Here is a 25,048-nt window from a genome sequence, read left to right as displayed (position 1 = left end):
GCAACGGATAGTCGCTTAAGCAACGGTTAAGTTCTTCGTTGCGGACGAACGAGAAGAGGGGTTCGAACCAATGACATTCAAATCCAAACTGGGTGGCGCGCTGCTCGCTGCCGTAATGTCGACGACGGCGCTGCAGGGTGCTTTCGCCGCTGACGACACCATCAAGATCGGTGTTCTGCACTCGCTTTCGGGCACCATGGCCATCTCTGAGACCACCCTCAAGGATGTCATGCTGATGCTCATCGCCGAGCAGAACAAGAAGGGCGGCGTGCTCGGCAAGAAGCTCGAAGCCGTCGTCGTCGACCCGGCCTCCGACTGGCCGCTGTTCGCCGAAAAGGCCCGTCAGCTGATTTCCAAGGACAAGGTTGCCGCCGTTTTCGGTTGCTGGACCTCGTCTTCGCGCAAGTCGGTCCTGCCGGTCTTCGAAGAGCTGAACTCGATCCTGTTCTACCCGGTCCAGTACGAGGGTGAAGAATCCTCGCGCAACATCTTCTACACGGGTGCCGCTCCGAACCAGCAGGCGATCCCTGCCGTCGACTATCTGGCCAAGGAAGAGGGCGTCAAGCGCTGGGTTCTGGCCGGTACCGACTACGTCTACCCGCAGACGACCAACAAGATCCTCAAGGCCTATCTGATGTCGAAGGGCGTTGCCGAGTCCGACATCATGATCAACTACACGCCGTTCGGTCACTCCGACTGGCAGACGATCGTCTCCGACATCAAGAAGTTCGGTTCGGCCGGCAAGAAGACCGCCGTCGTCTCGACCATCAACGGCGACGCCAACGTTCCGTTCTACAAGGAACTCGGCAACCAGGGCATCAAGGCTGAAGACATTCCGGTCGTCGCCTTCTCGGTCGGCGAAGAAGAACTCGCCGGTCTCGACACCAAGCCGCTCGTCGGCCACCTGGCCGCCTGGAACTACTTCCAGTCCGTCGATGCCGATGTGAATGCCGAATTCATCAAGGAATGGAAGGCTTTCACCAAGAACGACAAGCGCGTCACCAACGATCCGATGGAAGCCGCGTATATCGGCTTCAACGCCTGGGTAAAGGCCGTCGAAGCTGCCGGCACCACCAGCACCGATGCCGTGCTGGACAGCATCATCGGCGTCTCCGTTCCGAACCTGTCGGGTGGCACGTCCACCGTCATGCCGAACCACCACATCACCAAGCCGGTGCTGATCGGTGAAATCCAGGCTGACGGCCAGTTCGACATCGTTCAGGAAACCGCACCTGTGGTCGGCGACGAGTGGTCCGATTACCTGCCGGACAGCAAGAACCTGATCTCCGATTGGCGCAAGCCGATGTCCTGCGGCAACTTCAACGTTGCTTCCGGCAAGTGCGGCGGCAAGGGCAGCTGATCCGATTGCCTCTCGATGTTCATCGACATCATCGCGGGCGGCCTTCGTCGCCCGCGATCTCGCAAGGGGGTTCCAATGACGAGCAAAGTTCCTTTCCGCGTTCTGCAGAGCCTTGGTCTTCTGCTCTGCCTGATGTTTTCCTTCGCCGCGCCGTCGTTCGCGCAGCAGACCGATCCCAAGCCGCTGATCGACGCGCTCTCCAAGGCGGATTTCGGCGAAGCTGAAAAACTGATCGGCCAGCTCGCTGCCACCGGTGATGCGCGGCTCGTGCCGGCGCTGAATGCCTTTTCCGAGGGTGACCTCTATTTCCGCAAGTCCGATAACCTGGTGTTCATCGGCAAGGCAGCCGGCTCCAATTACGAACTGATCGATCCGGTCACCGGCGTTTCCGCCGGACAGGCCGCCAAGAATGCGGTCACCAAGATCAAGATCAACAACGGCCTGCGCCGGGTCATCCGCTCCGCCATGGGTGGCCTGACGCTGATGAGCCCGGATCGCGGCGTACGGCTGCAGGCGGCCGATGCCGTGCTCCGCTCGCCGAGCCCCGAAAACCTCGAACTGATCGAAACCGCAATCTCCAAGGAAACGGACGGCGAAGTTAAAGCCCGCATGGTAGAGGCGCGCGCCGTGTCGCTGCTCTCCTCCGATCGTTCCATCGATGAAAAGCGGGCCGCGATCCAGACGATCAAGAATTATGGCGGCCGCAACGCGATCGGCATTCTGATGGGCGCATCCGCCTCGCTCGATCCGAGCCTCAAGGGCGACGTCGATGCGGCGATCGCCAGCATCGAAAGCGGCCAGAGGCTCTGGGATGTCGGCCAGAACGTCTGGTACGGCGTTTCGCTCGGCTCGGTCCTGCTTCTGGCGGCGATCGGGCTCGCGATCACCTTCGGCGTCATGGGCATCATCAACATGGCGCATGGCGAAATGGTCATGCTCGGCGCCTATTCCACCTTCGTGGTGCAGCAGGTCATCCGCGACCATGCGCCCGGCCTGTTCGACTGGTCGCTGGCGATCGCGCTTCCGGTTGCCTTCCTCGTCACCGGCGCGGTCGGCTTCGTCATCGAGCGCGGCGTCATCCGCTTCCTCTACGGCCGGCCGCTCGAAACGCTGCTCGCCACCTGGGGCGTCTCGCTGATCCTGCAGCAGACGATCCGCTCGATCTTCGGCCCCACCAACCAGGAAGTCGGCAATCCGTCCTGGATGTCCGGCTCGTTCCCGGTCGGCGGCATGACGATCACCTGGAACCGCATGTGGATCATCGCCTTCTCGCTGTCGATCTTCGTGGCGCTGCTGGTGGTGATGAAAAAATCCTCCTTCGGCCTCAACATGCGCGCCGTCACTCAGAACCGCCGCATGGCGTCGTCGATGGGCATCAAGACGCCCTGGGTCGACGCTTTCACCTTCGCCCTCGGCTCCGGCATTGCCGGCATTGCGGGTGTTGCGCTCTCCCAGATCGACAACGTCTCGCCGAACCTCGGCCAGAGCTACATCATCGACAGTTTCATGGTCGTGGTGTTCGGCGGCGTCGGCAATCTGTGGGGCACGCTTGTCGGCGCGCTGTCGCTCGGGGTACTCAACAAGTTCCTCGAACCCTCGGTCGGCGCCGTGCTCGGTAAGATCCTGGTCCTGGTGCTGATCATCCTGTTCATCCAGAAACGTCCGCGCGGTCTGTTCGCGCTCAAGGGAAGGGCGGTGGAAGCATGATTTCCGGCTTTGTCTTCCGCGCCCTCGAGGGCCGTATCGTCGTCGCCGTCGGCATTCTTCTCGGCATCGGCATCCTGGTGCCGGCGCTCAACCTTTTGACACCGGCCGACAGCGCCCTGCACATCCCGACCTATGCCATGTCGCTGTTCGGCAAGTATCTCTGCTATGCGCTGCTGGCGCTGGCGCTCGATCTCGTCTGGGGTTACTGCGGCATCCTCTCGCTCGGCCACGGCGCCTTCTTCGCGCTCGGCGGTTATGCGATGGGCATGTACCTGATGCGCCAGATCGGCCCGCGCGGCGTCTACGGCAATCCGATCCTGCCGGACTTCATGGTGTTCCTGAACTATAAGGAACTGCCGTGGTTCTGGCATGGCTTCGACTGGTTCGTCTTTGCCATGGCGATGGTGATCGTGGTGCCCGGCCTGCTTGCCTTCATCTTCGGCTGGTTCGCCTTCCGCTCCCGCGTCAACGGCGTCTACCTGTCGATCATCACCCAGGCGATGACCTACGCCCTGCTGCTTGCCTTCTTCCGCAACGACATGGGGTTCGGCGGCAACAACGGCCTCACCGACTTCAAGGACATCCTCGGCTTTTCCGTCCAGGCGGACGGCACGCGTGCGGTTCTGTTCTTCATGTCAGCGCTGATGCTGTCGCTCTGCCTGATCCTTGCCTCGGCTATCGTCCGTTCGAAGTTCGGCAAGGTGCTGGTCGGCGTGCGCGATGCGGAAAGCCGGGTGCGCTTCCTCGGCTTCCGGGTCGAGAACATCAAGCTCTTCACCTTCGTCGTCTCTGCCATGATGGCCGGGATTGCAGGCGCGCTCTTCGTGCCGCAGGTCGGCATCATCAATCCCGGCGAATTCGCGCCGGCCAACTCGATCGAAGTGGTCGTCTGGACGGCCGTCGGCGGCCGCGGCACGCTGATCGGCCCGATCATCGGCGCAATCCTCGTCAACGGCGGCAAGAGCTTCTTCACTGGCGCCTTCCCGGAAGTCTGGCTGTTTGCGCTCGGCGGCCTGTTCATCGCCGTGACGCTCTTCCTGCCGAAGGGCATCGTCGGGACGATCCAGCACGGCTTCAAAGCCCGCAAGGCGATGAAGGCTGCGGCGGATGCCGAAAAGGGCAGGGGCGGTACTGAGACGGTCGCCCAGGCCCAGGCGGCGGAATAGAGGCGGGGACACGAAACCATGAACACGATTTCCGAAACACGACAGAAAAGCCTGCTCTATCTCGAAAACGTCTCGGTCTCCTTCGACGGCTTCAAGGCGCTGAACTCGCTGTCCTTCGTGGTCGAACCCGGGGAACTGAGGGCGATCATCGGCCCGAACGGCGCCGGCAAGACGACGATGATGGATATCATCACCGGCAAGACGAGGCCCGATACCGGCACCGTGCTGTTCGAGGACACGATCGACCTGACGAGACAAGACGAGGCGGATATCGCCCAGCTCGGCATCGGCCGCAAATTCCAGAAGCCGACAGTGTTCGAAAGCCATACGGTCTGGGACAACCTGGAACTGGCGCTCAACCGGTCGCGTGGCGTGTTCGCCACCTTGTTCTACACGCTGTCGCCGGAGGACAAGGCTCGCATCGAGGAGATCCTCGAAACGATCCGCATGACGCATCGCAAAAACGAGTATGCCGCCAATCTCAGCCACGGCCAGAAACAGTGGCTGGAGATCGGCATGCTGCTCGCCCAGGAACCGAAGCTGCTTCTGGTCGACGAACCCGTCGCCGGGATGACGGATGCGGAGACGGCGGAGACGGCGGTGCTGCTGAAGGAAATCGCCAAGACCCGTTCGGTCGTGGTCGTCGAACATGACATGGGCTTCATCCGCGAACTCGGCGTCAAGGTGACCTGCCTTGCGGAAGGTTCGGTACTTGCCGAAGGCTCGATCGATTTCGTCTCGAGCGATCCGAAGGTGATCGAGAATTATCTGGGGCGCTAAGATGCTGACAGTCAACAACGTCAATCTTCACTACGGCGCGGCGCAGGCGCTGCGCGGTGTCTCCATTCACGCGGATATGGGCAAGATCACTTGCGTGCTGGGGCGGAACGGCGTGGGGAAGAGTTCTCTTCTCCGCGCCGTCACCGGCCAGCATCCGGTCAGCGCCGGTACGATCAGCTTTCAGGGGGAGATCCTGAACGGTCTCGCGCCCTATAACCGCGCCAAGCACGGCATCGGCTACGTGCCGCAGGGCCGGGAAATCTTTCCGCTCCTCACCGTCCAGGAAAACCTCGAAAGCGGTTACGCCCCGCTCGCGCGCAAGGACAAGTTCATCCCGGACGAGATCTTCTCGCTGTTTCCGGTGCTGAAATCGATGCTCGGCCGGCGAGGCGGGGACCTGTCAGGCGGCCAGCAGCAGCAGCTTGCGATCGGCCGCGCCATGGTCACCCGTCCGAAGATCCTCGTGCTCGACGAGCCGACCGAAGGCATCCAGCCGTCGATCATCAAGGATATCGGCAGGGCGATCCGCTACCTGCGCGATTCAACCGGAATGGCCATTCTTCTGGTCGAACAGTATCTGGACTTCTGCCGGGAGCTGGCCGACCAGGTCTACATCATGGATCGTGGCGAGATTGTGCACGAAGGAGCGGCCGAGACTCTGGATACGGCAGAAGCAAGGCGGCATCTCACCGTCTGAGGCCAGTATTTTTACTGGTGAATGTTTGTATCGCGTTGCAGCACTTCGTGCGTTTCAAGGGCCGCTAATATATGTTAACAACACTGCGTTTTCAGGGCATTCCGCATATTTGTTGACAACCCCCGCACCCCATGATGAGGCGTTGATGGTCTTTGCACGCGTTGCCGGTTTCTTCTCTCGTTCCGCTCTTACACGCATGGTTGCTGTAGGAGCGGTTTTTTTGGGCGCCACGACCTTTCTCGGGTCGATGACCGGCAGCGCCCTTGCCGCAGGCTGCGGCCAGCCGATGGAAGCCGGCCGCCACAGGATCATCATCGAGGCCGACGGTGTTGCCCGGTCGGCCATCTATTTCATTCCCTCATCCTATACCGGCAGGGACAAGGTTCCGCTGGTTTTCGATCTCCATGGTAGCCACAGCAACCCTGAAGGGCAGCTGAACAGAAGCTCCTGGGACAAGGTCGCGGAGAAAAACGGCTTCATCGTTCTGGCGCTGCAGGGCAGCCTGCCCGGAAGCTCGGCCGGCACCTACGCCTGGAACGTACCTTTCGTCACCGTACAGCAGGGCGGCCTCGACGAGATCGCCTATATCAAGCAGGCCCTGAACACCGCAAAGCAGCAATTCTGCGTCGATCCGGCCCGCATCTACGCCTCGGGTTATTCGGGTGGCGGCCGCATGTTGTCGGCCTACCTCTGCTCCGGTCACGACGATTTCGCCGCCGCCGGCTTCGTGCATTCGCTGCGCGCCGGCCGTCCGGTCGAGACCGACGGCAAATGGGCTCCGGATGCGCAAGGCTGCAATCCGGCACGGCCAATCTCGATCATGGCTTTTGCCGGCGTCAAGGATGCAGCCAACCCTTACGCCGGCGGCGGCAATACCTATTGGCAGTACGGCTTCAAGACAGCAATCCAGCGCTGGACCGAACTCGACGGCTGCAAGGGTAATGGCGACGTGAAGACGGTTGACGGCGTAACCTTCAGTCTCTACGGCACCTGCAAGAACGGCGCACGCGTCGCATCCTACGTCTTCGCCAACGGTACGCATGACTGGCCGAAGCCGGTTGCCGCCACGGAAGCCGTGATCGCTGCCGCCAAGGACGGTGCCGCGAGCGTCACCAAGGTGGCCGCGGTCACCGTTGCCAAACCTGCGTTCGACGCCAATGTTGATCCGGCTTCACGGATGTGGGAGTTCTTCGGCAAGGCCGACAGCACCGACGTGATCGCCACCGCAGCACCCGCCAAGATCGGTTCGGCAGCCAAGTCTGGCACGGGCGTTGCATCGGGCTGCGGAACCGAAGCCGATCTTCAGGGGACGACGTGCAACAGCAACCAGCCGATCGATATGCGCCGCAGCGGGCAAGGGGTGCAGGACGCCTTGTAACCAAGGCTTTCGGCGGGCGGACACGGCTCGCCGAATTCTACCAGGAGGGCTGCGCAAAAATTCGCCTTCCGGAAACATTTTCGCCTGAAATGGAGGCGATCTTAATCAATACGTCGGGGGGACTGACGGGCGGCGACGTGATCGAATGGTCCGTCGCCGCTGCCGCTTCCACAAGACTGTCGGTCACCACCCAGGCGAACGAGAAGATCTACAAAGCCTCGTCCGGCACGGCCTCCGTCTCCACCCATGTCACCGTCGGCGAAGACGCATCGGTCCACTGGCTTCCCCAGGAAACCATCCTTTTCGACCAATCCTCGCTGACCCGCCGGCTCGACGTCGACCTTTCCGAGAGGTCCGAATTCCTGGCCGTCGAGGCGGTTCTGCTCGGCCGCAAGGCGATGGGCGAGGCGGTCGCGAACGGTTTCTTCCGCGATCGCTGGCGGGTGCGCCGCTCTGGCCAGTTGATCCATGCGGAAGAGATGAAGTTCGAGGGCGAGATCGAGCAGTTGTCCCAGGCAGCCGCGGTGCTCTCCGGCCAGGTCGCCTTCGCGACGTTGTTCTACACCGGCCCGCTCGCCGAAATGCTCTTCCCGAAACTCCGCCAGATTGTCGACGGCACGCCCGGCGGAGCCAGCCTGTGGAGCGGCGGAGCCAGCCACTGGAACGGCAAGCTGATCGCCCGGCTGGTGGCGCCAACCGGCTTCGACTTGAGAAAAATCCTGACACCGGCAATTTCCGTATTGCGTAACGGCGCGCCAGTGCCGAAAGTCTGGAACATCTGATCTTACAGCGGGATTCCCATGAACCTGAGCCCACGAGAAAAAGACAAACTGCTGATTTCCATGGCGGCGATCGTCGCCCGACGCCGGTTGGATCGCGGGGTCAAACTCAACTATCCGGAAGCGATCGCCCTGATTACCGATTACGTGGTGGAAGGTGCGCGCGACGGCCGCTCGGTCGCCGACCTGATGGAGGCCGGCGCCCACGTCGTCACCCGCGATCAGGTTATGGAAGGCATTGCCGAGATGATCCACGACGTGCAGGTGGAGGCGACTTTTCCGGACGGCACCAAGCTCGTCACCGTCCACGAACCGATCCGCTGAGGAGGCCCCAAGATGCTGGAACTGCGCCCCAATTGCGAATGCTGCGACAGGGATCTGGCCCCGGAAAGCCGCGAGGCGATGATCTGCACCTTCGAGTGCACGTTCTGCGCCGATTGCGCGGCCGAGGTGCTGAAGGGCACCTGCCCGAATTGCGCCGGGGAACTGGTTCGCCGGCCGGTGCGCACGGCAGCGGCGCTCGCCCGCCATCCAGCCTCCACCAAACCTGTTCTGAAGGCCGAGGGCTGCGCGCCCAAGGCGGCTTGAAGGAGAATACCATGATCCCCGGCGAAATCATTGCCGCAGAAGGCGAAATCGAGCTCAACGCAGGTCTTCCGACGGTGACCATAAAGGTCGCCAACACCGGCGACCGACCGGTGCAGGTGGGCAGCCACTACCATTTCTTCGAGACCAATAACGGGCTCTCCTTCGACCGGGACAAGGCGCGCGGCATGCGGCTCGATATCCCGGCCGGTACGGCCGTCCGTTTCGAACCCGGCCAGATGCGGGAAGTGACGCTGATCCCGCTTTCGGGCAAGCGCGAAGTCTATGGTTTCCAGCAGAAGATCATGGGTGTGCTGTGAAGCCCGCATTGGCGTTTTCCGCCGCGTTCATGCCGCTTCTTGCCCTGCCGGCGGCGGGGCAGGAGCCGAAGGCAAATTGCAAGAACCCGCAGACGCAGCTGGAGATGAACATCTGCTCGCAGCGAGACTACGAGGCCGCCGACAAGGCGCTTAATGCCCAGTACCAGACGACCCGCAAGGCGATGAAAAAATGGGATGCGGATAGTTCCGCGGATCTCAAAGGCGCCGAGGATGCGCTCGTCAAGGCGCAACGGGCCTGGGTCGCCTATCGCGACGCGCAATGCATCTCTTCCGGCTTCCAGGCCCATGGCGGCTCGATGGAGCCGATGCTGATTTCCGGATGCCAGGCGGACCTGACACGCAAGCGCATTACGGAACTCAAAGAGCTGACCGAGGCGATGGGGAACTGAACGTTGAGCGTGTTTGTGGTAGTTACGGGAGCGGGAAGGAGAGCGACATGACCGAAACAGTCAAGATCAGCCCTGAAAACCAGATAACCCTATCTGCCGAAGCGCTCGCTTTGCTTGGCGTCAAGGCCGGAGACCAAGTAGATATCGTACCGAGTCAGGACGGCCATCTGGAGATCCGGCCGAAACGTTGGACATTCGCGGACCTGAAAGGGATCGTAAAGCTGGATAGGCCGATTACCGCGGGCGAACTGGATGAATGGGTTGCCGAAGCACGTGGCCGGATTCCTGAAGGCGGCAACGACCTATGATCGGGATCGACACGAATGTCCTCCTTCGTTGGCTCGTGCGCGATCAGCTGATCGGGGAGCCGGCATTGGCGCAGAGTGAGGCGCTGTCTGCGCTCTTCGATAAGAGCGAGGAAGCATTCTTCATCAACGAGATTGTTGTCGTCGAAATTGCCTGGGTCCTGAAACAGCGCGCCCGCCTACCAAAGACCCAGATCGCCGAGATCATCTGGGGTCTGCTGAATTTGGAAAATGCGGTCGTGAAGGACCGAGACATATTGAGCGCTGCGCTTCAAGCCTATTCCGAGTTTCCCGGCGACTTCTCCGATCATTTGATTGGAGAAATCAACAGCCGCAACGGTTGCCGCACCACAATGACGTTCGACAAAGCCGCATCGAAATCCTCCCATTTTACCGAGCTTACAAGGTAGACCGTCCATGCCCCACAAGATGTCCCGCGCCTCCTATGCCAGCATGTTCGGTCCGACCACGGGCGACAGAGTGCGGCTTGCCGATACCGAATTGTTCATCGAGGTGGAGAAGGATTTCACCGTCTATGGCGAAGAGGTGAAGTTCGGCGGCGGCAAGGTCATTCGCGATGGCATGGGACAGAGCCAGGCGACGCGGGCGGAAGGCGCCGTCGATACGGTCATTACCAATGCGTTGATCGTCGATCATTCCGGCATCTACAAGGCTGACGTCGGTTTGAAGAACGGCCGCATCCACGCGATCGGCAAAGCCGGCAATCCGGATACCCAGCCGGGCGTGACGATCATCGTCGGCCCGTCCACGGAGGCGATCGCCGGCGAGGGCAAGATCCTGACGGCCGGCGGCATGGATGCGCATATCCATTTCATCTGCCCGCAGCAGATCGAGGAGGCGCTGATGAGCGGCGTCACGACCATGCTCGGCGGTGGCTCCGGCCCGGCGCATGGAACACTTGCCACCACCTGCACCGGCGCCTGGCATATCGAGCGGATGATCGAGAGTTTTGACGCCTTCCCGATGAACCTCGCGCTTGCCGGCAAGGGCAATGCTTCGCTTCCGGCACCGCTGGAGGAAATGATCCTCGCCGGCGCCTCGTCGCTGAAGCTTCACGAGGACTGGGGCACGACGCCGGCCGCGATCGACAACTGCCTGACGGTCGCCGACGCCTTCGACGTGCAGGTGATGATCCACACGGATACGCTGAACGAAAGTGGTTTCGTGGAGGATACGGTCGCCGCCATCAAGGGCCGCACCATCCACGCCTTCCACACGGAAGGGGCGGGCGGCGGCCACGCGCCCGATATCATCAAGATCTGCGGCAATCCGAACGTCATCCCGTCCTCGACCAACCCGACCCGGCCCTACACGATCAATACGCTTGCCGAACATCTCGACATGCTGATGGTCTGCCACCACCTGTCGCCGTCGATCCCGGAAGACATCGCCTTTGCGGAAAGCCGCATCCGCAAGGAAACCATCGCGGCCGAAGATATCCTCCACGATCTCGGCGCCTTCTCGATCATCTCCTCCGACAGCCAGGCCATGGGCCGCGTCGGGGAAGTGGCGATCCGCACCTGGCAGACGGCCGACAAGATGAAGCGCCAGCGCGGCAGCCTGAAGGAAGAAACCGGCAATAACGACAACTTCCGGGTCAAGCGCTACATCGCCAAATACACGATCAACCCGGCGATTGCGCACGGCGTTTCCCACGAGATCGGTTCGGTCGAGGTCGGCAAGCGGGCGGATCTCGTGCTCTGGAGCCCGGCCTTCTTCGGGGTGAAGCCGGAAATGGTGCTGCTCGGCGGCTCGATCGCGGCCGCACCGATGGGTGATCCGAATGCCTCGATCCCGACGCCGCAGCCAATGCACTACCGGCCGATGTTTGCCGCCTACGGCAAGCTGCGAACCAATTCCTCCGTCACCTTCGTCAGCCAGGCTTCGCTGGATGGCGGTCTTGTCCAGCGCCTCGGCGTCGCCAAGAAGCTGGTGGCGGTCAAAAACACCCGCGGCGGCATCTCCAAGGCCTCGATGATCCACAATTCGCTGACGCCGCATGTAGAGGTCAACCCGGAGACATACGAGGTGCGGGCCGATGGCGAACTCCTGACCTGCGAGCCCGCGACCGTGCTGCCGATGGCGCAGCGCTATTTCCTGTTCTGAGGCGCTGGCACCTCGGAGCCCATTCATGAAGACGTTTTTGCGCCGGCTCCTTGCTGCGGTTCTGTTCGTGGTTGTCGCGGTGGCCGTCGGGACGTTCATTCCCCGGCCGCTGTTTGCGCCGAGCCGGGCGGCGGAACCGGCGGCGCAAAGGCGCATCCTGGTTCTGTCCAACCCGATCCACACGGACATCGCCATTCCGCTGGCTGAGGATACCCGTGCCGCCTTTGCTTTTCTGGAGCGGTTCGGAATCCCCGTTGCCGATCCCGGTGCGGAATGGCTGGTGCTCGGCTGGGGCGGGCGGGCCTTCTATCTTGAAACGGCGACTTGGGCTGATTTGAAGCCGCTTCCGGTGTTGCGGGCACTGACGGTCGACAGTTCAGTCATGCATGTGGACGTTGCCGGCGGGATCGATGAAAGCCATCCGGCGGTGATGCCACTCGACCTGGAGGCGGCGGAATTCCAGCGGCTTTTGGCGTTCATCCAGGCGAGTTTCACCCGTCAGGCAGGCGAGGTGGCTGTGGTGCCGGAGGCGGGCTATGGCGATAATGACCGGTTCTTCGAGGCGAACGGCTATTTCAACGCGGTTGTCGGCTGCAACACGTGGGCCGCCGCGGCACTTCGCGCCGCCGGATTGCGCACCGGCCTCTGGAATCCGTTGCCGCAGACGCTTACCCTCTCACTCAAGCTCTTCAATTGACCCCGGAGTATTCCATGCAGCACGTCCACTCCTATCACCCCGCCGGCGTGGTCACCGACCCGCCGGTCGATATCGTCACGCTGCCGCATGATCTGCGGCATCTGCGCCGCAAGCTGCTGCATCTCTCCAATGGCGAAATGGTGATGCTCGATCTCAAGGAGGCCGTGCTCTTCCATCATGGCGACCGGCTGGTGCTTGAGAACGGCGATACGATCGAGGTACATGCGGCCCCGGAAAAACTCTTCGAGATCAAGGGGCGCGACACGCTGCACCTGATCGAGCTCGCCTGGCATCTCGGCAATCGCCATCTGCCGGCGCAGATCGAGGAGGGCCGTATCCTCATCCTGCGCGACCATGTGATCCGTGCCATGCTGGAAGGGCTTGGTGCCGCGGTTGCCGAGGTCGAGGAAGGTTTCCAGCCCGCCCGCGGCGCCTACCATTCGCATGGTTCCCACGGCCACGACCATCATGGACATTGAGGCTTCGTGACCAACCTCGATACCAAGGTGCTTCTGAGGCTGATGGCCTGGCTCTCGCCGGCCTTTCCGATCGGCGGTTTCGCCTATTCGGGTGGGCTCGAACGGGCGGTGCACGATGGCCTCGTCAAGGATGCGGCAGGTTTGATCGCCTGGCTGACGAGCCTGCTGCGGCACGGCGCCTTGTGGAACGACGCCGTGCTGTTCGGCGAAGCCTGGCGGCGGTATGAGGACGGGGCTGCGTTGAAGGAGATAGCCGAACTGGGGCTGGCGCTTGCCGGCTCTGCAGAGCGCCACGCGGAGACATTGTCACTCGGCAAGGCATTCGCCGCGGCGGCCTCCGCATGGCCTCATCCGGTTCTCGACCGCCTGCCGCCAGCCGTGCCGTTCCCCGTCGCAGTCGGTGCGATTGCGGCAGGGCATGGCGTGCCGGCAGCCCAGGCCCTTGCCGCCTATCTGCATGCCGCCGTCTCGCAGTCGGTGTCTGCCGGTATCAGGCTTGGGGTTTCCGGGCAGGTGGAAGGGGTGGCCGTGCTCGCGGACATCGAGAACCTGGTCAGCCAGATTGCGGAGAAGGCGAGCCTTGCCACTCTCGATGATCTGGGCGGCGCGACGGTACAGGCGGAAATTGCCTCTCTCCGGCATGAAACACAGCATTCGCGGCTTTTCCGCTCGTAGAAGCGGGCTTAAGCTGGGACCTGAAAGAATGAAAGGACGACATATGAGATCGGCGAATGGACCTCTTCGCGTCGGCATCGGCGGCCCTGTCGGTTCGGGCAAGACGGCACTGACCGAGAAGCTCTGCAAGGCGATGCGGGAGGATTATTCCGTCGCGGTCGTGACCAACGACATCTATACCAAGGAGGATGCCGAAGCGCTGGTGCGCTGCCAGGCGCTGTCTTCCGACCGCATCGTCGGCGTCGAGACCGGGGGCTGCCCTCATACCGCCATTCGCGAGGACGCGACGATCAATCTGCAGGCGATCGCGGGGCTTAACGAGCGTTTCCCGGATCTCGACGTGGTGTTCATCGAATCGGGCGGCGACAATCTCGCGGCGACCTTTTCGCCCGATCTCGCCGACATCACCATCTATGTGATTTCCACCTGCCAGGGTGAGGAAATCCCGCGCAAGGGCGGTCCCGGCATCACCCGCTCCGACCTGCTGATCATCAACAAGAAGGATCTCGCTCCCTATGTCGACGTCGATCTCGACGTTATGGACCGCGACGCGTATCGCATGCGCGAGGCCAAGCCGCATCTGTTTACCGATCTGAAACGCGGCGTCGGCGTGGACCATGTGGTCCGGTTCCTGAAGGAGCAGGGCGGGCTTTAAAAAATTGAGGCCGGTGGCCCCTCGAAGCCACCGGCCTTATCTGCATGTCGCGGTCCCGCCGCCAGTGTCACAACATGCATCCAAAGAAAGCCCGGACCCGCCCGTCCGGTCTCGCTTCGTTTGACTTCAAATCTCGCGCAGGGCCTGCACGTCGCCGACCTGGATCACGCGCCCGCGTACCGTCACTCCTGTGCGCCGGAGGGTGGAGAATGCGCGCGAGAGCGCCTCGGGAGCGAGGCCCAGCATGCCTGCGAGCAGGTTCTTCTGGAAAGGCAGGCGAATGGACGCCGGGCCGCCGTCCACCGGGCACCGCGTCAGGATATAATTTGCCACCCGCTGTGGCGCCGTATGCAACCTGTCGTTGGCTACGCAGTCCATCGTGGTTATCAGGTGTTTCGATAGCGAGGTGATCACCGCCTTGGCAATATCCCGTTCCTGGTCAGCCAGATCCCGCACCGCCTGCATGTCGAAGCGGGCAAGCGTCGTAGCTTCGGCCGTCTGGGCATGATGGCGATACTTGGTGCCGCCATAGAGAAGGCATTCGGCGAACGTGTCGCCCGGGCTGCAGATGCGGATATCCGCCTCGCGGCCGTCACGATTGAGCTGATAGAGTCGTACGTAGCCGCTGAGAACGCAGTAGAAAGCGTCGGCATTCTCGCCCTCGCGAAAGATCGACTTGCGGTTCGTCAGACTGATGACACTCATGGTCGACATCATCCGGACGAGAGAGTTGCCGGTCAGGCTGGTCAGGAAAGGCGTCTTCATCAGGACGGCCCTGTCCCTGTTGTTGAGCTTGAAATTGCTGTTCATCATGTCCGCCGTCTCTTCCATAACCTGAACCGCCGCGCATTCCCGATATCGCTAAAATAACAGGTTCACGAAATCTAAATTTGACATCGATCAAATCCGTGAAATTTTTCTGCAATCTCCGCGAGTTGGCTTGTTCCAACGAAAAACGCCGGGCCCAAGGGCCCGGCGTTGTCGAAAAAATGGTTCGGAGATGGGGGTTATTCGGCGGCCAGCGGCGGCAGGCGCAGCACCTTGCTGCTGGCTTGCGCACCGGGGGAACGATCGTCGTTGGCGCTCGTCTGCCGTTCCATCTGGTTGAGGCGTTCCTCCAGGGATGCGATCGACTGCGCGTTCTTGCGAGCCTCCTGGCTGAGTTCCTCGTTGGAAAGACCGAAGTCCTCCTGTTCCTTCTTGCCGACCATGCGGCCGAAGATCTTGCCGAGCAGGCGCGACAGGTCGTCCATGATCAGGAAGAAGGACGGCACGACGAGAAGCGAGAGCACCGTCGAAACGATAATGCCGCCTATCACCGCGATCGCCATCGGCGCACGGAAGGAACCGCCTTCGCCGACGCCGAGCGCCGAGGGCAACATGCCCGCGGACATGGCGATCGACGTCATGATGATCGGACGGGCGCGCTTGCGGCCGGCCTCGACCATGGCATGAACCCGTTCCAGGCCCTGCCGCTTCATTTCGATCGCGAAGTCCACCAGAAGGATGGCGTTCTTCGTGACGATGCCCATCAGCATCAGGATACCGATCAGGACCGGCATCGACAGCGCGTTCTGGGTAATGATCAGCGCCACCGCCACGCCGCCGATCGCAAGCGGCAGCGAGAACAGGATGGTGAAGGGCTGGATGACGTCCTTGAAGAGCAGGATCAGCACCACGAGCACGAGCATCAGGCCCATCAGCATCGCATTGCCGAAGCTCTGCTGCATTTCGGCCTGCACCTTGGCGTCGCCGCTTTCGGCCAGACGAACCGTCTTCGGCAATTCGGTCTCGCCGACGATCCGCTTGAACTCGGCCGAAGCGGTATCGAGTGCCGTGCCGAAGGGAACGTCGGAACCGATCGCCACGACGCGGTTGCGGTCGTTGCGCTTGATCGAGCTCGGGCCTTCCGAATAGTCGATGTCGGCAACGTTGTAGAGCGGCACGCTGGCACCGGCCGCGGTCTTGATCTTGAGCGCCCGGATCGAGGCCAGATCGCGCCGCACGTCGAGCGAGGCCTGGACGCGGATCGGGATCTGCCGGTCGTCGAGCGAGATCTTGGCAAGGTTGGCATCAACATCGCCGATGGTCGCGACGCGGACCGTCTCGGCGATCTGCTGCGGCGTGATGCCGAGGCGCGAAGCCTCCGCCATGCGCGGCCGAATCTGCAGTTCCGGACGGGGCAGGGCGCCTTCCGAGGAGACGTTGAACAGGACCGGCGAGGCTCGCAGCTTCGATTCCAGCGTGCTGACGGCGTCGTTCAGGTCCGCCTCGTTGGTGGAGAGGAAGTTGAACGAAAGGTCGCGCTCGGCACGGTCGTTGACCTTGGATATCCGCACGTCCGGAATGGAGCGGACGGCAGCAAAAATGTCCTTTTCGACATCCCATTGCGGACGCGTGCGGCCATTTTCCTTCATCCTCGGCACGACGTCGCGGATCAAGGGGATCGATCCCAGGCCCTTGTTGACCAGGGTCTTTACCAGCGAATGGTCGATATTCTGCAGGATGACGCGCACGGTTGCGCGGCGGAGTTCAAGATCGCCCTTGGGCGACGCTCCGCCGAGGATGAAGACGCTCTCGACACCGTCTATATGGCGAATCGCATCATAGATGACGTCGGTGCTGGTGCCCGTTTCGTCGAGCGTCGCATTCGGCGGCAGTTCCACCGACAGCACGACGCGCGAGCTGTCGTCCGGCGGTAGGAAGCTGCCGGGGACCTGCGATAGCAGCATCACGGAGCCGATCAGGAAGCCGATTGCGGCGAGCATTGTCGTATAACGCCAGTACCAGCGGCGGGTCGTGCCGGTGACAAGGCGCGTATAGGCCTTCATGATCCAGCCGTCGTTGTCGTGATGGTCTTCCATCCCGTCTTCGGGGCTCATCAGATAGGCGGCCATCAGCGGCGTGATCAGTCGCGCTACCGCGAGCGAGAAGAACACCGAGAAGGCGACCGTCAGACCGAACTGGATGAAATACTGGCCCGGAACGCCCGGCATGAACGACACTGGCACGAACACGGCGATGATCGTGAAGCTGGTGGCGATGACGGCGAGGCCGATTTCGTCGGCGGCCTCGAGCGCCGCCTTGTAGGGCGATTTGCCCATCTTGATATGCCGCGCAATGTTCTCGATCTCGACGATCGCGTCGTCGACGAGAATACCGGTCGCGAGCGTCAGCGCCAGGAAGCTTACGAGGTTCAGCGAGAACCCCATGAGGTCCATGATCCAGAAGGTCGGGATCGCCGACAGCGGCAGGGCAACCGCTGCGATCAGCGTCGCGCGCCAGTTCCTCAGGAACAGGAAGACCACGATGACGGCGAGGACCGAGCCTTCCACCAGCGTATGGAGGGCAGCTTCGTAGTTGCCGTAGGTGAAGTAGACCGAGTCGTCGACCATTTCGATCGCGACGTTGGGATTGGCCTTGCGCACTTCGTCGAGGCTGGTGGCGACGGTTTCGGCGACCGAGACCTCGCTTGCACCCTTGGCGCGGAATACGGCGAAGGTGACCGATGGCGTGCCGTTGAAGCGCGAGAAGGATTTCGGCTCCTCGTAGGTGTCGGTGATTGTGCCGAGCTCGGTCAGCTTGACGAACTGGCCGTTGGGCAGCGTGATCGTCGTGTCGGCAAGCTGAGCGACGCTGCGGGCATCGCCGAGCGTGCGGATCGTCTGTTCGTTGCCGGCCACCTGGCCGCGGCCGGAGCCGAGGTCGACGTTGGTGCCACGCATCTGGGTACTGACGTCGGCAGCGGTAATGCCATAGGCATCCAGCTTGGCGGGGTTCAGCGATACCCGGACTTCACGGTCGGAGCCGCCGTAACGGTCGATACGGCCGACGCCGGCCTGGCCCTGCAGGGCGCGCTTGACCGTGTCGTCGACGAACCAGGAGAGCTCCTCGAGGGTCATGTTCGGCGAGGAGACGGCGAATGTCTGGATAGCCTGACCTTCGACGTCGACCTTGGTGACGACGGGTTCCTCGATGCCGGCGGGCAGGTCGCTACGGATCTTGTCGATCGCGTCCTTGGTGTCCTGCACGGCCTCGGCGGTCGGCTTTTCGATGCGGAAAACGACAACCGTCTGCGACTGGCCGTCCGTCACCGTGGACTGGATTTCGTCAATGCCGCTGATCGAGGCGACAGCGTCCTCGATCTCCTTTGTCACCTGCATTTCCAGCTCGGCGGGGGCGGCCCCGCTCTGGGTGACGGTGATCGACACGACCGGAACGTCGATATTCGGGAAACGGGTAATCGGCAGCGCGTAAAACGACTGGATGCCGACAACAAGCAGCAGGGCAAAACCGAGCATCGGCGCTATCGGATTGCGGATCGACCAGGCGGAGAAGTTCATGCGGCTCAACCTCAGTTCGCAATAGCGGCGGGTTCGGCCGGGACCGGGGCGATCTTGTCGCCGTCCCGAACGAAGGCGCCGGCCTTCGCAACGACAATGTCACCGGCCGTAAGACCGCTGACGACCTGCACGAAACCGCCATCCTGGATGCCGGTTTCAATCTTCACCTGCTTGACCACATTGTCCTCTACCTTGCGGGCGGTGGAACCGTCCCGCCCGGTGGTGACGGCGGAGAGCGGCAGCGCCAGCGCATTTGTCTCGGCGATGACGATCTCGGCGCTGGCATACATGCCCGAGCGGGCGCCGCTCTTGTCGTCGATGATGATATGCACAGCCCCGAGGCGGGTCACCGGGTCGACCGTCGGGGAAACGAGCCGAACCTTGCCCGCGATCTTCACCTTGCCGCCGGCGACCGTGACGATCGCCTTCTGGCCGGGCTTGATCTTCTGGATGTCGGTCTCGGAAAGATCGGCGACCAACTCGATCGCGCTATCCTTGATGATCGTGAAGAGCGGATTGCCGGTGCCGCTGGCGATCGCGCCGACCTTGGCATTGCGGACGGAAATGATACCGCCGACCGGCGCCTTCACACCGGTGCGGGCGAGCTTCAGGTTGATGTCCTCGATCTGGGCGTCAACCACCTTGATGTCGGACTGGCCAACCGCGACCGCCTGCTTGGCGGCGTTCAGCTTGGCGTCGGATACCTCCACGAGCGCGTTTGCCTGCTCGAGCTGCGAAACCGTGCTGGTGCCGCTCTGGCTCAGGCGTTGCGTGCGGTCGCGCTGGCGCTTGGCGTCGGCAAGGTTGGCTTCCGCCTCGATCACCTGCGCCTTGTACTGCGCAAGACCGGCCTCAGCTTTCGCCTTGTTGGCCTGCAACTGGCTTTTCTCGAGGATCAGCGCGTCTTCGTTCAACGTCGCAAGCACGCTGTCGGCCTTCACTTCGTCACCGACATCGGCGTTCAGCGTCTTGATCGACAGGGCGTCGACGAGCGGCTGGACGTAGACTTCCTCGACGGGCCTGACGGTGCCGGTGGCGATGACGCGGTCGATGAGCGGCTTTTCGATCGCTTCCGTCACAATGATCGAGGGCAGCTTGATTTCCGTCTGCGCCGGGGCCGGCTTGGCCGCGTCCTGCGCAACGGCAGAATTGGGGATCAATGCGGAGCCTGCGGCAAGCGCGATGCTGGCGCCGAGTGCAAGGCGAAGAGCCGGGATACCGGTGGACTTGGTAAACTTGCGAAACATGCGATTACTTTCAAACTGAAGTAAGGGGCAAATATTCCGCTGGGAACCGCTCCGGTCACGTAACGCCCCCTCAGCGCACGATAACCCGGATCAAGGTGGTAACCGCGCAAAACGGTTACAAGACCGGCAGCGAAAGATTCATCAACGCCGCACTTTTACGTGTTTGCGTTGCACAAATCAATCCGTCGCCCTTATGAGACGAATGAGTTTTAGTTATGTTTTGAGTGAGAAAAATTTCAAAAACGCGCGGCATGTAGCCGCGCGTTCTCTTTTAGCGGGCCAGCGGCGATTATTATTTCAATGCCGCGTCGGTGATCTCGCTCGTATAGGCGCCTTCCGGCTTCTTGGTGATGATCTTCTGGTCGAGCAGCGCCTTGACCGTGCGGTCGTAGGTGGCGGTGTCGAGCTTGCCGGTGCCGGTGCCGATCAGCTTGGCCACTTCGCCCATCATCCGCTTCTGGTGGTTCTCGTCCTGGCCGCCATTGTCCATGACGATCCCGGCTGCTTCACCCGGATTGGCGATGGCGTATTTCCAGCCCTTCATTGACGCACGGACGAACTTCACCATGGTTTCCTTGAACTTCGGATCCTTGAGCTTGGTGTCCATCACGTAGAGACCATCCTCGAGCAGGTCGTTGCCCATGGCGGAGAAGTTGAAGACGACGAGCTGGTCCGGCTTGAAGCCAGCATCGATCGCCTGCCAGTATTCGTTATAGGTCATCACCGAGATGCAGTCGGCCTGCTTCTGGATGAGCGGCTGCACGTCGAAACTCTGCTTCAGAACGGTCACGCCGTCCTTGCCTCCGTCGGTCTTCAGGCCGAGCTTGTTCATCCAGGCGAAGAACGGGTATTCGTTGCCGAAGAACCAGACGCCGAGCGTGCGGCCCTTGAAGTCGGCTTCGGTCTTCACCGGGCCGTCCTTGGGGCAGATCATCTGCAGGCCGGACTTCTGGTAGGGCTGGGCGATGTTGGTGAGCGGCACGCCCTTTTCGCGGGCGACCAGCGCGCCGCCCATCCAGTCGACGATCACGTCAGCGCCGCCGCCGGCGATCACCTGCTCGGGGGCGATGTCCGGGCCGCCCGGCTTGATCGTGACGTCGAGGCCTTCGTCCTTGTAGAAGCCCTTGTCCTTGGCGACGTAATAACCGCCGAACTGGCCTTGAGCCACCCATTTCAGCTGTAGGGTCACCTTGTCGGCGGCCATCGCAGCTTGGGCTGCCGCGAGCGACATGGCGCCCGCCATCAATGCAACGAGAATTTTTCTCATGTTTTTTATCCTTCCCTCTGAGGTTTGCCGGTTCCGCCGAAGCGGGCCGGATTTTAAGCGCCTAACCACCGCGGTTAGACGGATGCCAGAACGTCGTCGCTCTTTCACCAAGCGCCACGACGCCATAAAAAACTGATCCGACCAGCGCTGCAACAGCGATTTCGGCCCAGACCATGTCGACATTCATGCGGCCGATCTCGGTCGAGATCCGGAACCCCATGCCGACGATCGGCGTGCCGAAGAATTCCGCGACGATCGCACCGATCAGCGCCAGCGTCGAGTTGATCTTCAGCGCGTTGAAGATGAAGGGCATGGCGGCCGGCAGGCGCAGCTTGATCAGCGTCTGCCAGTAGTCGGACGCGTAGGAGCGCATCAGGTCGCGTTCCATGGCGCCCGAGGCTCCGAGCCCGGCCACCGTGTTCACCAGCATCGGAAAGAAGGTCATGATGATGACGACGGCCGCCTTCGAATGCCAGTCGAAACCGAACCACATGACCATGATCGGAGCGACGCCGATGATCGGCAGCGCCGACATCAGATTGCCGATCGGCAGCAGCCCTCGGCGTAGGAAGGCGATGCGATCGGCAAGGATGGCGACGACGAAGCCGGAGGCGCAGCCGACGACGTAACCGAACAGGACCGCCTTGAAGATTGTCTGCTGCACGTCTGCCCAGAGGATCGGCACTGAGCTTACGAGCCTTGCGCCGATCGAGGATGGCGGCGGCAGGAGAATGAAGGGGATGCCGGCGCCTCGGGTCGCCGCTTCCCATAGGATCAGGATCCATGCCCCGAAGATCGCGGGGATCAGCAGCCGGAGAAACGTGTCGCCGGTTTTGGATTTGGCGCGGATGCCGGACAGGACCGTCACGCAGCGCCAGGCAAGCAGCCAGCAGGCCGCGATCATCAGGAAGAAAGCAAGCGTCGCCTTGCCCTCGTTGCCGGCGATGCCCGCAAGCAGCAGCCAGACGGCGAGATGGGCCGCGAGGAACAGGACCGCTGCGAGGAGGGACTGGGAGAGCCTGGTGAACGAGACCAGCGCTGCGCCGGCGACGAGGAGAAAGATCACAGCGAGGGAGCCGGTGCCGAACGGTGAGGGGGCATCCGCCGCCATCAGCGGCAGGGAGGCGAGGGCGGCGAGACAGAGGAGCAGCGCCATCGCGCCCTGCCAGGAACGAAGAGCCACTGTCATGCCGGCCTCCCGCCCATGGAGCGATCGACGATCTTCGCGATGACCCCGACGATGGCAACGAGAGCTGCCGCCAGCACCGAGCCGGCGATCAGCGCCGCCCAGATATCGATCGTCTGGCTGTAATAGGCCCCGGCCAGCAGTTTCGAGCCGATGCCGGCGACGGCACCGGTCGGCAGCTCGCCGACGATCGCGCCGACAAGGCTTGCGGCGATCGCCACCTTCATCGAGGTGAACAGGAACGGAATGGAGGCCGGTACCCGGAGTTTCCAGAAGGTCTGGGCACCGCTTGCATAATAGGTGCGCATCAGGTCGAGTTGGATGATCTCTGGTGAACGCAGGCCCTTCACCATGCCGACTGCCACGGGAAAAAAGGAGAGGTAGGTCGAGATCAGCGCCTTGGGAACGAGCCCGGTGACGTTGATTGCGCCGAGCACGACGATCACCATCGGCGCCACCGCGAGGATCGGCACGGTCTGCGAGGCGATGATCCACGGCATCAGGCTGCGGTCGAGCGCCTTCAAATGCACGATGCCGACCGCGATCAGGATGCCGGTCAGCGTGCCCATGGTGAAGCCGACCACGGTCGACGATAGCGTCACCCAGGCGTGGTAGACGAGGCTGCGGTTCGACGTGACGCTACGCAGAAACGTATTCTCGAAGACATTGCTCACCACCTGATGCGGCGCCGGCAGGATGGGCTTCGGCTGCGCCATCGTCTTGCCGATGAACTCCATCGCCGTCGAGGTGACGTTGGCGCGCCGGTCGAGATCCCGCTGGAACGGCGCGTTCATGAAATAGGCGGCGACGTACCAGACGGCGAGGATCACCACGAGGATGGTGAGGACGGGGATGATACGGTCCTTGAGGGAGTCGGGTTTCATGCCGCTGCCCTCTCACGTCTCAGCCGGGAGCCACCCCCCTCTGTCCTCCCGGACATCTCCCCCTCAAGGGGGGAGATCAGCCAGGCGTGTCGGCTTCGCAAAGCATTGAGCACCACCGATGCGGCAATCTCCGCGCCGAATTGAGGGCGAACCCAAGCTACTATTCGATCTCCCCCCTTGAGGGGGAGATGTCCGGGAGGACAGAGGGGGGTATTCCCGGAACGCAACGCCTCACTCCTCATAACTATGCCCCGCTCTCAACCCCTCGCGCACCCGATGCGCGATCTCCAGGAATTCCGGCGTCTCGCGGATTTCGAGCGGGCGTTCCCTGGGCAAGGTCGATTCGATCACGTCGGTTACCCGGCCCGGACGCGGCGACATGACGACGATGCGGGTCGAGAGGTAGACCGCCTCCGGGATAGAGTGGGTGACGAAACAGATGGTCTTTTCGGTGCGCGCCCACAGCTTCAGCAGCTGCTCGTTCAGGTGATCGCGGACGATCTCGTCGAGCGCGCCGAAAGGTTCGTCCATCAAAAGCAGGTCGGCGTCGAAGGCGAGCGCACGGGCGATGGAGGCGCGCTGCTGCATGCCGCCGGAAAGCTGCCATGGGTATTTCTTGCCGAAGCCGGAAAGGTTGACGAGATCGAGGGTGCGCTCGATGCGCGCTTTGCGATCCGCTGACGAATAGCCCATGATTTCCAGAGGCAGGGCGATATTCTTCTCGATCGTCCGCCACGGATAAAGCGCCGGCGCCTGGAAGACGTAACCGTAGGAGCGCGATTTGCGGGCCTCTTCCGGCGTCATGCCGTTGACGGTGATCTCGCCGGCCGTTGCCTTTTCGAGATCAGCGATGACGCGCAGGAAGGTTGTCTTGCCGCAGCCGGACGGGCCGATGAAGGAGACGAAATCGCCCTTGTTCACCGTGAGATCGACATTCGACAGGGCATGTACCGGCCCGTCACCGGTCTCGAAGGTGAGGCCGAGCTTTTTGGCCGAGACGACAGAGGATGGAGCATTGTTCATCGGCATTTGGGCATGGGTCCGAGTTTGGTACCGTCCGGGAAGCTGACGGTGTAGCCTTTGGCGGATCTGGTGAGCGTAGCGGTGTCTTCCGGCCCGACTTCCCCGTCGGCTTCGCATATTGCCTTGATGGTGAAACCGTTCGCCGTCGTTTTCGGCATGCCCTTGAATTCACAGGCGGAAACGGAAGTCGTCACGCCGTCGTCCTTGAGCAGCAGGAAATCGTCGGCACCGGACGATTCGCCGGTTCTGGCGTAAATGCAGCCTTCCTTGCTGCCATAGGCGCCGTCGAGGAAGGTCGCGGCCTTGGCGGGAACGGCAATCGAGATCGCGGCAAGGACCGTCGATGCGATGCCGAAGCGGATTGTATTTAATGACATTTCCCGAAAGGCCCCCATTCAAGTCCGTCTGCGAAGCCTACAGTATAGACATCGCCGTTGCGCGAGATATCGATCATTGCGGTGTCCAGGAGCTCTCTCTTTTCGTTTGTCTCGGCTGCCGCTCTCAAGCCGGCGTGATATGCTGGCGGCAGATCCCGTTCGACGGAGGAAACTGGCGATGGACAGTGCATCAAAACTCACCTGCCGTGTCGTCAAGCCCGGTGCGACCTACGACGGCAAGCAGGGCCTGAGCTATTTCGAGGGGATTGCGGCGGAAACGGTCGGTTCCAAGGGCATTTGCATGCATCTTATCACCATCCCGCCGGGCGCACGGGCGAAGGCCCATCTGCATGAAACCCACGAGACGGCCATCTATGTGCTCTCCGGCTCCGCGGTCACCTGGTATGGCGACCGGCTGGAGGAATGTGCCGAACTCTCGGCCGGCGAGATGATGTATATCCCCGCCGGCGTGCCGCACCTGCCGGCCAACATTTCCGACGCGCCCTGTTCGGCGGTCATCGCCCGCACCGACCCGAACGAACAGGAAAGCGTCGTGCTTCTGCCCGAGCTGGACGGGTTGGTGAAGGGGTGACCTCTGCGG

The 25,048-nt window shown here is 62.1% G+C and carries 27 protein-coding genes; 19 read left to right on the top strand and 8 right to left on the bottom strand.

All coding sequences use genetic code 11. The annotated features are described in order from the left end of the window. Positions 1 to 70: 70 nt before the first annotated feature. The 18 genes from urtA (at position 71) to ureG (ending at position 14,120) form a co-directional block, all read left to right on the top strand. Positions 71 to 1,360 (top strand): urea ABC transporter substrate-binding protein, encoded by a 1,290-nt coding sequence (gene urtA, locus ACSQ3G_RS13345; protein WP_436110373.1) that lies wholly within the window; start codon positions 71 to 73, stop codon positions 1,358 to 1,360. Positions 1,361 to 1,492: 132 nt separating this feature from the next. Further along, entirely contained in the window at positions 1,493 to 3,067 is a 1,575-nt protein-coding gene (urtB, locus tag ACSQ3G_RS13340) for an urea ABC transporter permease subunit UrtB (protein ID WP_436111715.1), read from the top strand. Continuing rightward, complete coding sequence (gene urtC, locus ACSQ3G_RS13335) at positions 3,064 to 4,233, top strand: urea ABC transporter permease subunit UrtC (protein ID WP_105400342.1); 1,170 nt, start codon at positions 3,064 to 3,066, stop codon at positions 4,231 to 4,233. Before urtB ends, urtC begins: the two co-directional genes overlap by 4 nt. Before the next feature lie 18 nt (positions 4,234 to 4,251). Continuing rightward, positions 4,252 to 5,013 carry an urea ABC transporter ATP-binding protein UrtD gene (gene urtD, locus ACSQ3G_RS13330; RefSeq protein WP_436110372.1) on the top strand — a complete coding sequence of 254 codons (762 nt, stop codon included), beginning with the start codon at positions 4,252 to 4,254 and terminating at the stop codon, positions 5,011 to 5,013. A 1-nt stretch (position 5,014) separates the two neighbouring features. Next, a complete protein-coding gene (gene urtE / locus ACSQ3G_RS13325; RefSeq protein ID WP_105414805.1) occupies positions 5,015 to 5,710 on the top strand; it encodes an urea ABC transporter ATP-binding subunit UrtE in 696 nt (231 codons plus the stop codon). A gap of 220 nt (positions 5,711 to 5,930) precedes the next feature. Next, on the top strand, positions 5,931 to 7,088 hold the full coding sequence (locus ACSQ3G_RS13320; protein WP_436110371.1) for a CE1 family esterase: 1,158 nt from the start codon (positions 5,931 to 5,933) through the stop codon (positions 7,086 to 7,088). Beyond that, positions 7,025 to 7,870: an urease accessory protein UreD gene (locus ACSQ3G_RS13315; RefSeq protein ID WP_038544569.1), complete on the top strand. Its 846-nt coding sequence runs from the start codon at positions 7,025 to 7,027 to the stop codon at positions 7,868 to 7,870. The genes ACSQ3G_RS13320 and ACSQ3G_RS13315 overlap by 64 nt, the downstream gene beginning before the upstream one ends. 18 nt (positions 7,871 to 7,888) lie before the next feature. After that, positions 7,889 to 8,191, top strand: a complete 303-nt coding sequence (locus tag ACSQ3G_RS13310; protein ID WP_046635146.1) for an urease subunit gamma — start codon at positions 7,889 to 7,891, stop codon at positions 8,189 to 8,191. A 12-nt stretch (positions 8,192 to 8,203) separates the two neighbouring features. Next, the gene (locus tag ACSQ3G_RS13305) at positions 8,204 to 8,455 is read left to right on the top strand and encodes a DUF1272 domain-containing protein (protein ID WP_436110370.1); all 252 of its coding nucleotides are present in this window, start codon (positions 8,204 to 8,206) and stop codon (positions 8,453 to 8,455) included. 11 nt (positions 8,456 to 8,466) lie between these two features. Beyond that, positions 8,467 to 8,772 (top strand): urease subunit beta, encoded by a 306-nt coding sequence (locus ACSQ3G_RS13300; protein WP_436110369.1) that lies wholly within the window; start codon positions 8,467 to 8,469, stop codon positions 8,770 to 8,772. Between the two features lie 29 nt (positions 8,773 to 8,801). Continuing rightward, entirely contained in the window at positions 8,802 to 9,182 is a 381-nt protein-coding gene (locus tag ACSQ3G_RS13295; RefSeq protein ID WP_436111714.1) for a lysozyme inhibitor LprI family protein, read from the top strand. Between the two features lie 47 nt (positions 9,183 to 9,229). Continuing rightward, positions 9,230 to 9,490, top strand: coding sequence for an AbrB/MazE/SpoVT family DNA-binding domain-containing protein (locus tag ACSQ3G_RS13290; RefSeq protein ID WP_007773816.1), 261 nt, complete (start codon positions 9,230 to 9,232; stop codon positions 9,488 to 9,490). Continuing rightward, positions 9,487 to 9,897: a type II toxin-antitoxin system VapC family toxin gene (locus tag ACSQ3G_RS13285; protein WP_038544561.1), complete on the top strand. Its 411-nt coding sequence runs from the start codon at positions 9,487 to 9,489 to the stop codon at positions 9,895 to 9,897. The genes ACSQ3G_RS13290 and ACSQ3G_RS13285 overlap by 4 nt, the downstream gene beginning before the upstream one ends. A gap of 7 nt (positions 9,898 to 9,904) precedes the next feature. Beyond that, complete coding sequence (gene ureC, locus ACSQ3G_RS13280) at positions 9,905 to 11,614, top strand: urease subunit alpha (protein ID WP_436110368.1); 1,710 nt, start codon at positions 9,905 to 9,907, stop codon at positions 11,612 to 11,614. 25 nt (positions 11,615 to 11,639) lie between these two features. Then, positions 11,640 to 12,311, top strand: a complete 672-nt coding sequence (locus tag ACSQ3G_RS13275; RefSeq protein ID WP_436110367.1) for a TIGR02117 family protein — start codon at positions 11,640 to 11,642, stop codon at positions 12,309 to 12,311. A 14-nt stretch (positions 12,312 to 12,325) separates the two neighbouring features. Then, positions 12,326 to 12,790 (top strand): urease accessory protein UreE, encoded by a 465-nt coding sequence (ureE, locus tag ACSQ3G_RS13270; RefSeq protein WP_105427042.1) that lies wholly within the window; start codon positions 12,326 to 12,328, stop codon positions 12,788 to 12,790. A 42-nt stretch (positions 12,791 to 12,832) separates the two neighbouring features. Continuing rightward, positions 12,833 to 13,465, top strand: coding sequence for an urease accessory protein UreF (locus tag ACSQ3G_RS13265; RefSeq protein ID WP_436111713.1), 633 nt, complete (start codon positions 12,833 to 12,835; stop codon positions 13,463 to 13,465). A 43-nt stretch (positions 13,466 to 13,508) separates the two neighbouring features. Beyond that, positions 13,509 to 14,120 carry an urease accessory protein UreG gene (gene ureG / locus ACSQ3G_RS13260; RefSeq protein ID WP_436110366.1) on the top strand — a complete coding sequence of 204 codons (612 nt, stop codon included), beginning with the start codon at positions 13,509 to 13,511 and terminating at the stop codon, positions 14,118 to 14,120. Between the two features lie 126 nt (positions 14,121 to 14,246). On the opposite strand, the gene ACSQ3G_RS13255 is transcribed toward ureG, so the two are convergent. The 8 genes from ACSQ3G_RS13255 to ACSQ3G_RS13220 form a co-directional block, all read right to left on the bottom strand. After that, positions 14,247 to 14,930 (bottom strand): Crp/Fnr family transcriptional regulator, encoded by a 684-nt coding sequence (locus ACSQ3G_RS13255; RefSeq protein ID WP_172723868.1) that lies wholly within the window; start codon positions 14,928 to 14,930, stop codon positions 14,247 to 14,249. Between the two features lie 197 nt (positions 14,931 to 15,127). After that, entirely contained in the window at positions 15,128 to 18,463 is a 3,336-nt protein-coding gene (locus ACSQ3G_RS13250; RefSeq protein WP_436110365.1) for an efflux RND transporter permease subunit, read from the bottom strand. Between the two features lie 11 nt (positions 18,464 to 18,474). Beyond that, complete coding sequence (locus tag ACSQ3G_RS13245; RefSeq protein WP_436110364.1) at positions 18,475 to 19,710, bottom strand: efflux RND transporter periplasmic adaptor subunit; 1,236 nt, start codon at positions 19,708 to 19,710, stop codon at positions 18,475 to 18,477. A 292-nt stretch (positions 19,711 to 20,002) separates the two neighbouring features. Beyond that, positions 20,003 to 20,977 carry an ABC transporter substrate-binding protein gene (locus tag ACSQ3G_RS13240; RefSeq protein ID WP_250810915.1) on the bottom strand — a complete coding sequence of 325 codons (975 nt, stop codon included), beginning with the start codon at positions 20,975 to 20,977 and terminating at the stop codon, positions 20,003 to 20,005. A 61-nt stretch (positions 20,978 to 21,038) separates the two neighbouring features. Then, positions 21,039 to 22,166 (bottom strand): ABC transporter permease, encoded by a 1,128-nt coding sequence (locus tag ACSQ3G_RS13235; RefSeq protein WP_436110363.1) that lies wholly within the window; start codon positions 22,164 to 22,166, stop codon positions 21,039 to 21,041. Next, the gene (locus ACSQ3G_RS13230) at positions 22,163 to 23,047 is read right to left on the bottom strand and encodes an ABC transporter permease (RefSeq protein ID WP_436110362.1); all 885 of its coding nucleotides are present in this window, start codon (positions 23,045 to 23,047) and stop codon (positions 22,163 to 22,165) included. Before ACSQ3G_RS13230 ends, ACSQ3G_RS13235 begins: the two co-directional genes overlap by 4 nt. A gap of 231 nt (positions 23,048 to 23,278) precedes the next feature. Next, the gene (locus ACSQ3G_RS13225) at positions 23,279 to 24,070 is read right to left on the bottom strand and encodes an ABC transporter ATP-binding protein (protein WP_046635176.1); all 792 of its coding nucleotides are present in this window, start codon (positions 24,068 to 24,070) and stop codon (positions 23,279 to 23,281) included. Beyond that, positions 24,067 to 24,447, bottom strand: a complete 381-nt coding sequence (locus ACSQ3G_RS13220) for a hypothetical protein (RefSeq protein WP_436110361.1) — start codon at positions 24,445 to 24,447, stop codon at positions 24,067 to 24,069. The genes ACSQ3G_RS13225 and ACSQ3G_RS13220 overlap by 4 nt, the downstream gene beginning before the upstream one ends. A 178-nt stretch (positions 24,448 to 24,625) precedes the next feature. Here ACSQ3G_RS13220 and ACSQ3G_RS13215 point away from each other — a divergent pair, with 178 nt between their 5' ends. After that, positions 24,626 to 25,039: a cupin domain-containing protein gene (locus ACSQ3G_RS13215; RefSeq protein ID WP_436110360.1), complete on the top strand. Its 414-nt coding sequence runs from the start codon at positions 24,626 to 24,628 to the stop codon at positions 25,037 to 25,039. The last annotated feature ends 9 nt before the right edge of the window (positions 25,040 to 25,048 follow it).

It is taken from the genome of Neorhizobium tomejilense (genome assembly GCF_964254135.1).
Classification (GTDB): Bacteria; Pseudomonadota; Alphaproteobacteria; order Rhizobiales; family Rhizobiaceae; genus Neorhizobium; species Neorhizobium tomejilense.
Note: the sequence above shows the minus strand (reverse complement) of the source record. Positions and strands in the feature narration are given on the sequence as shown.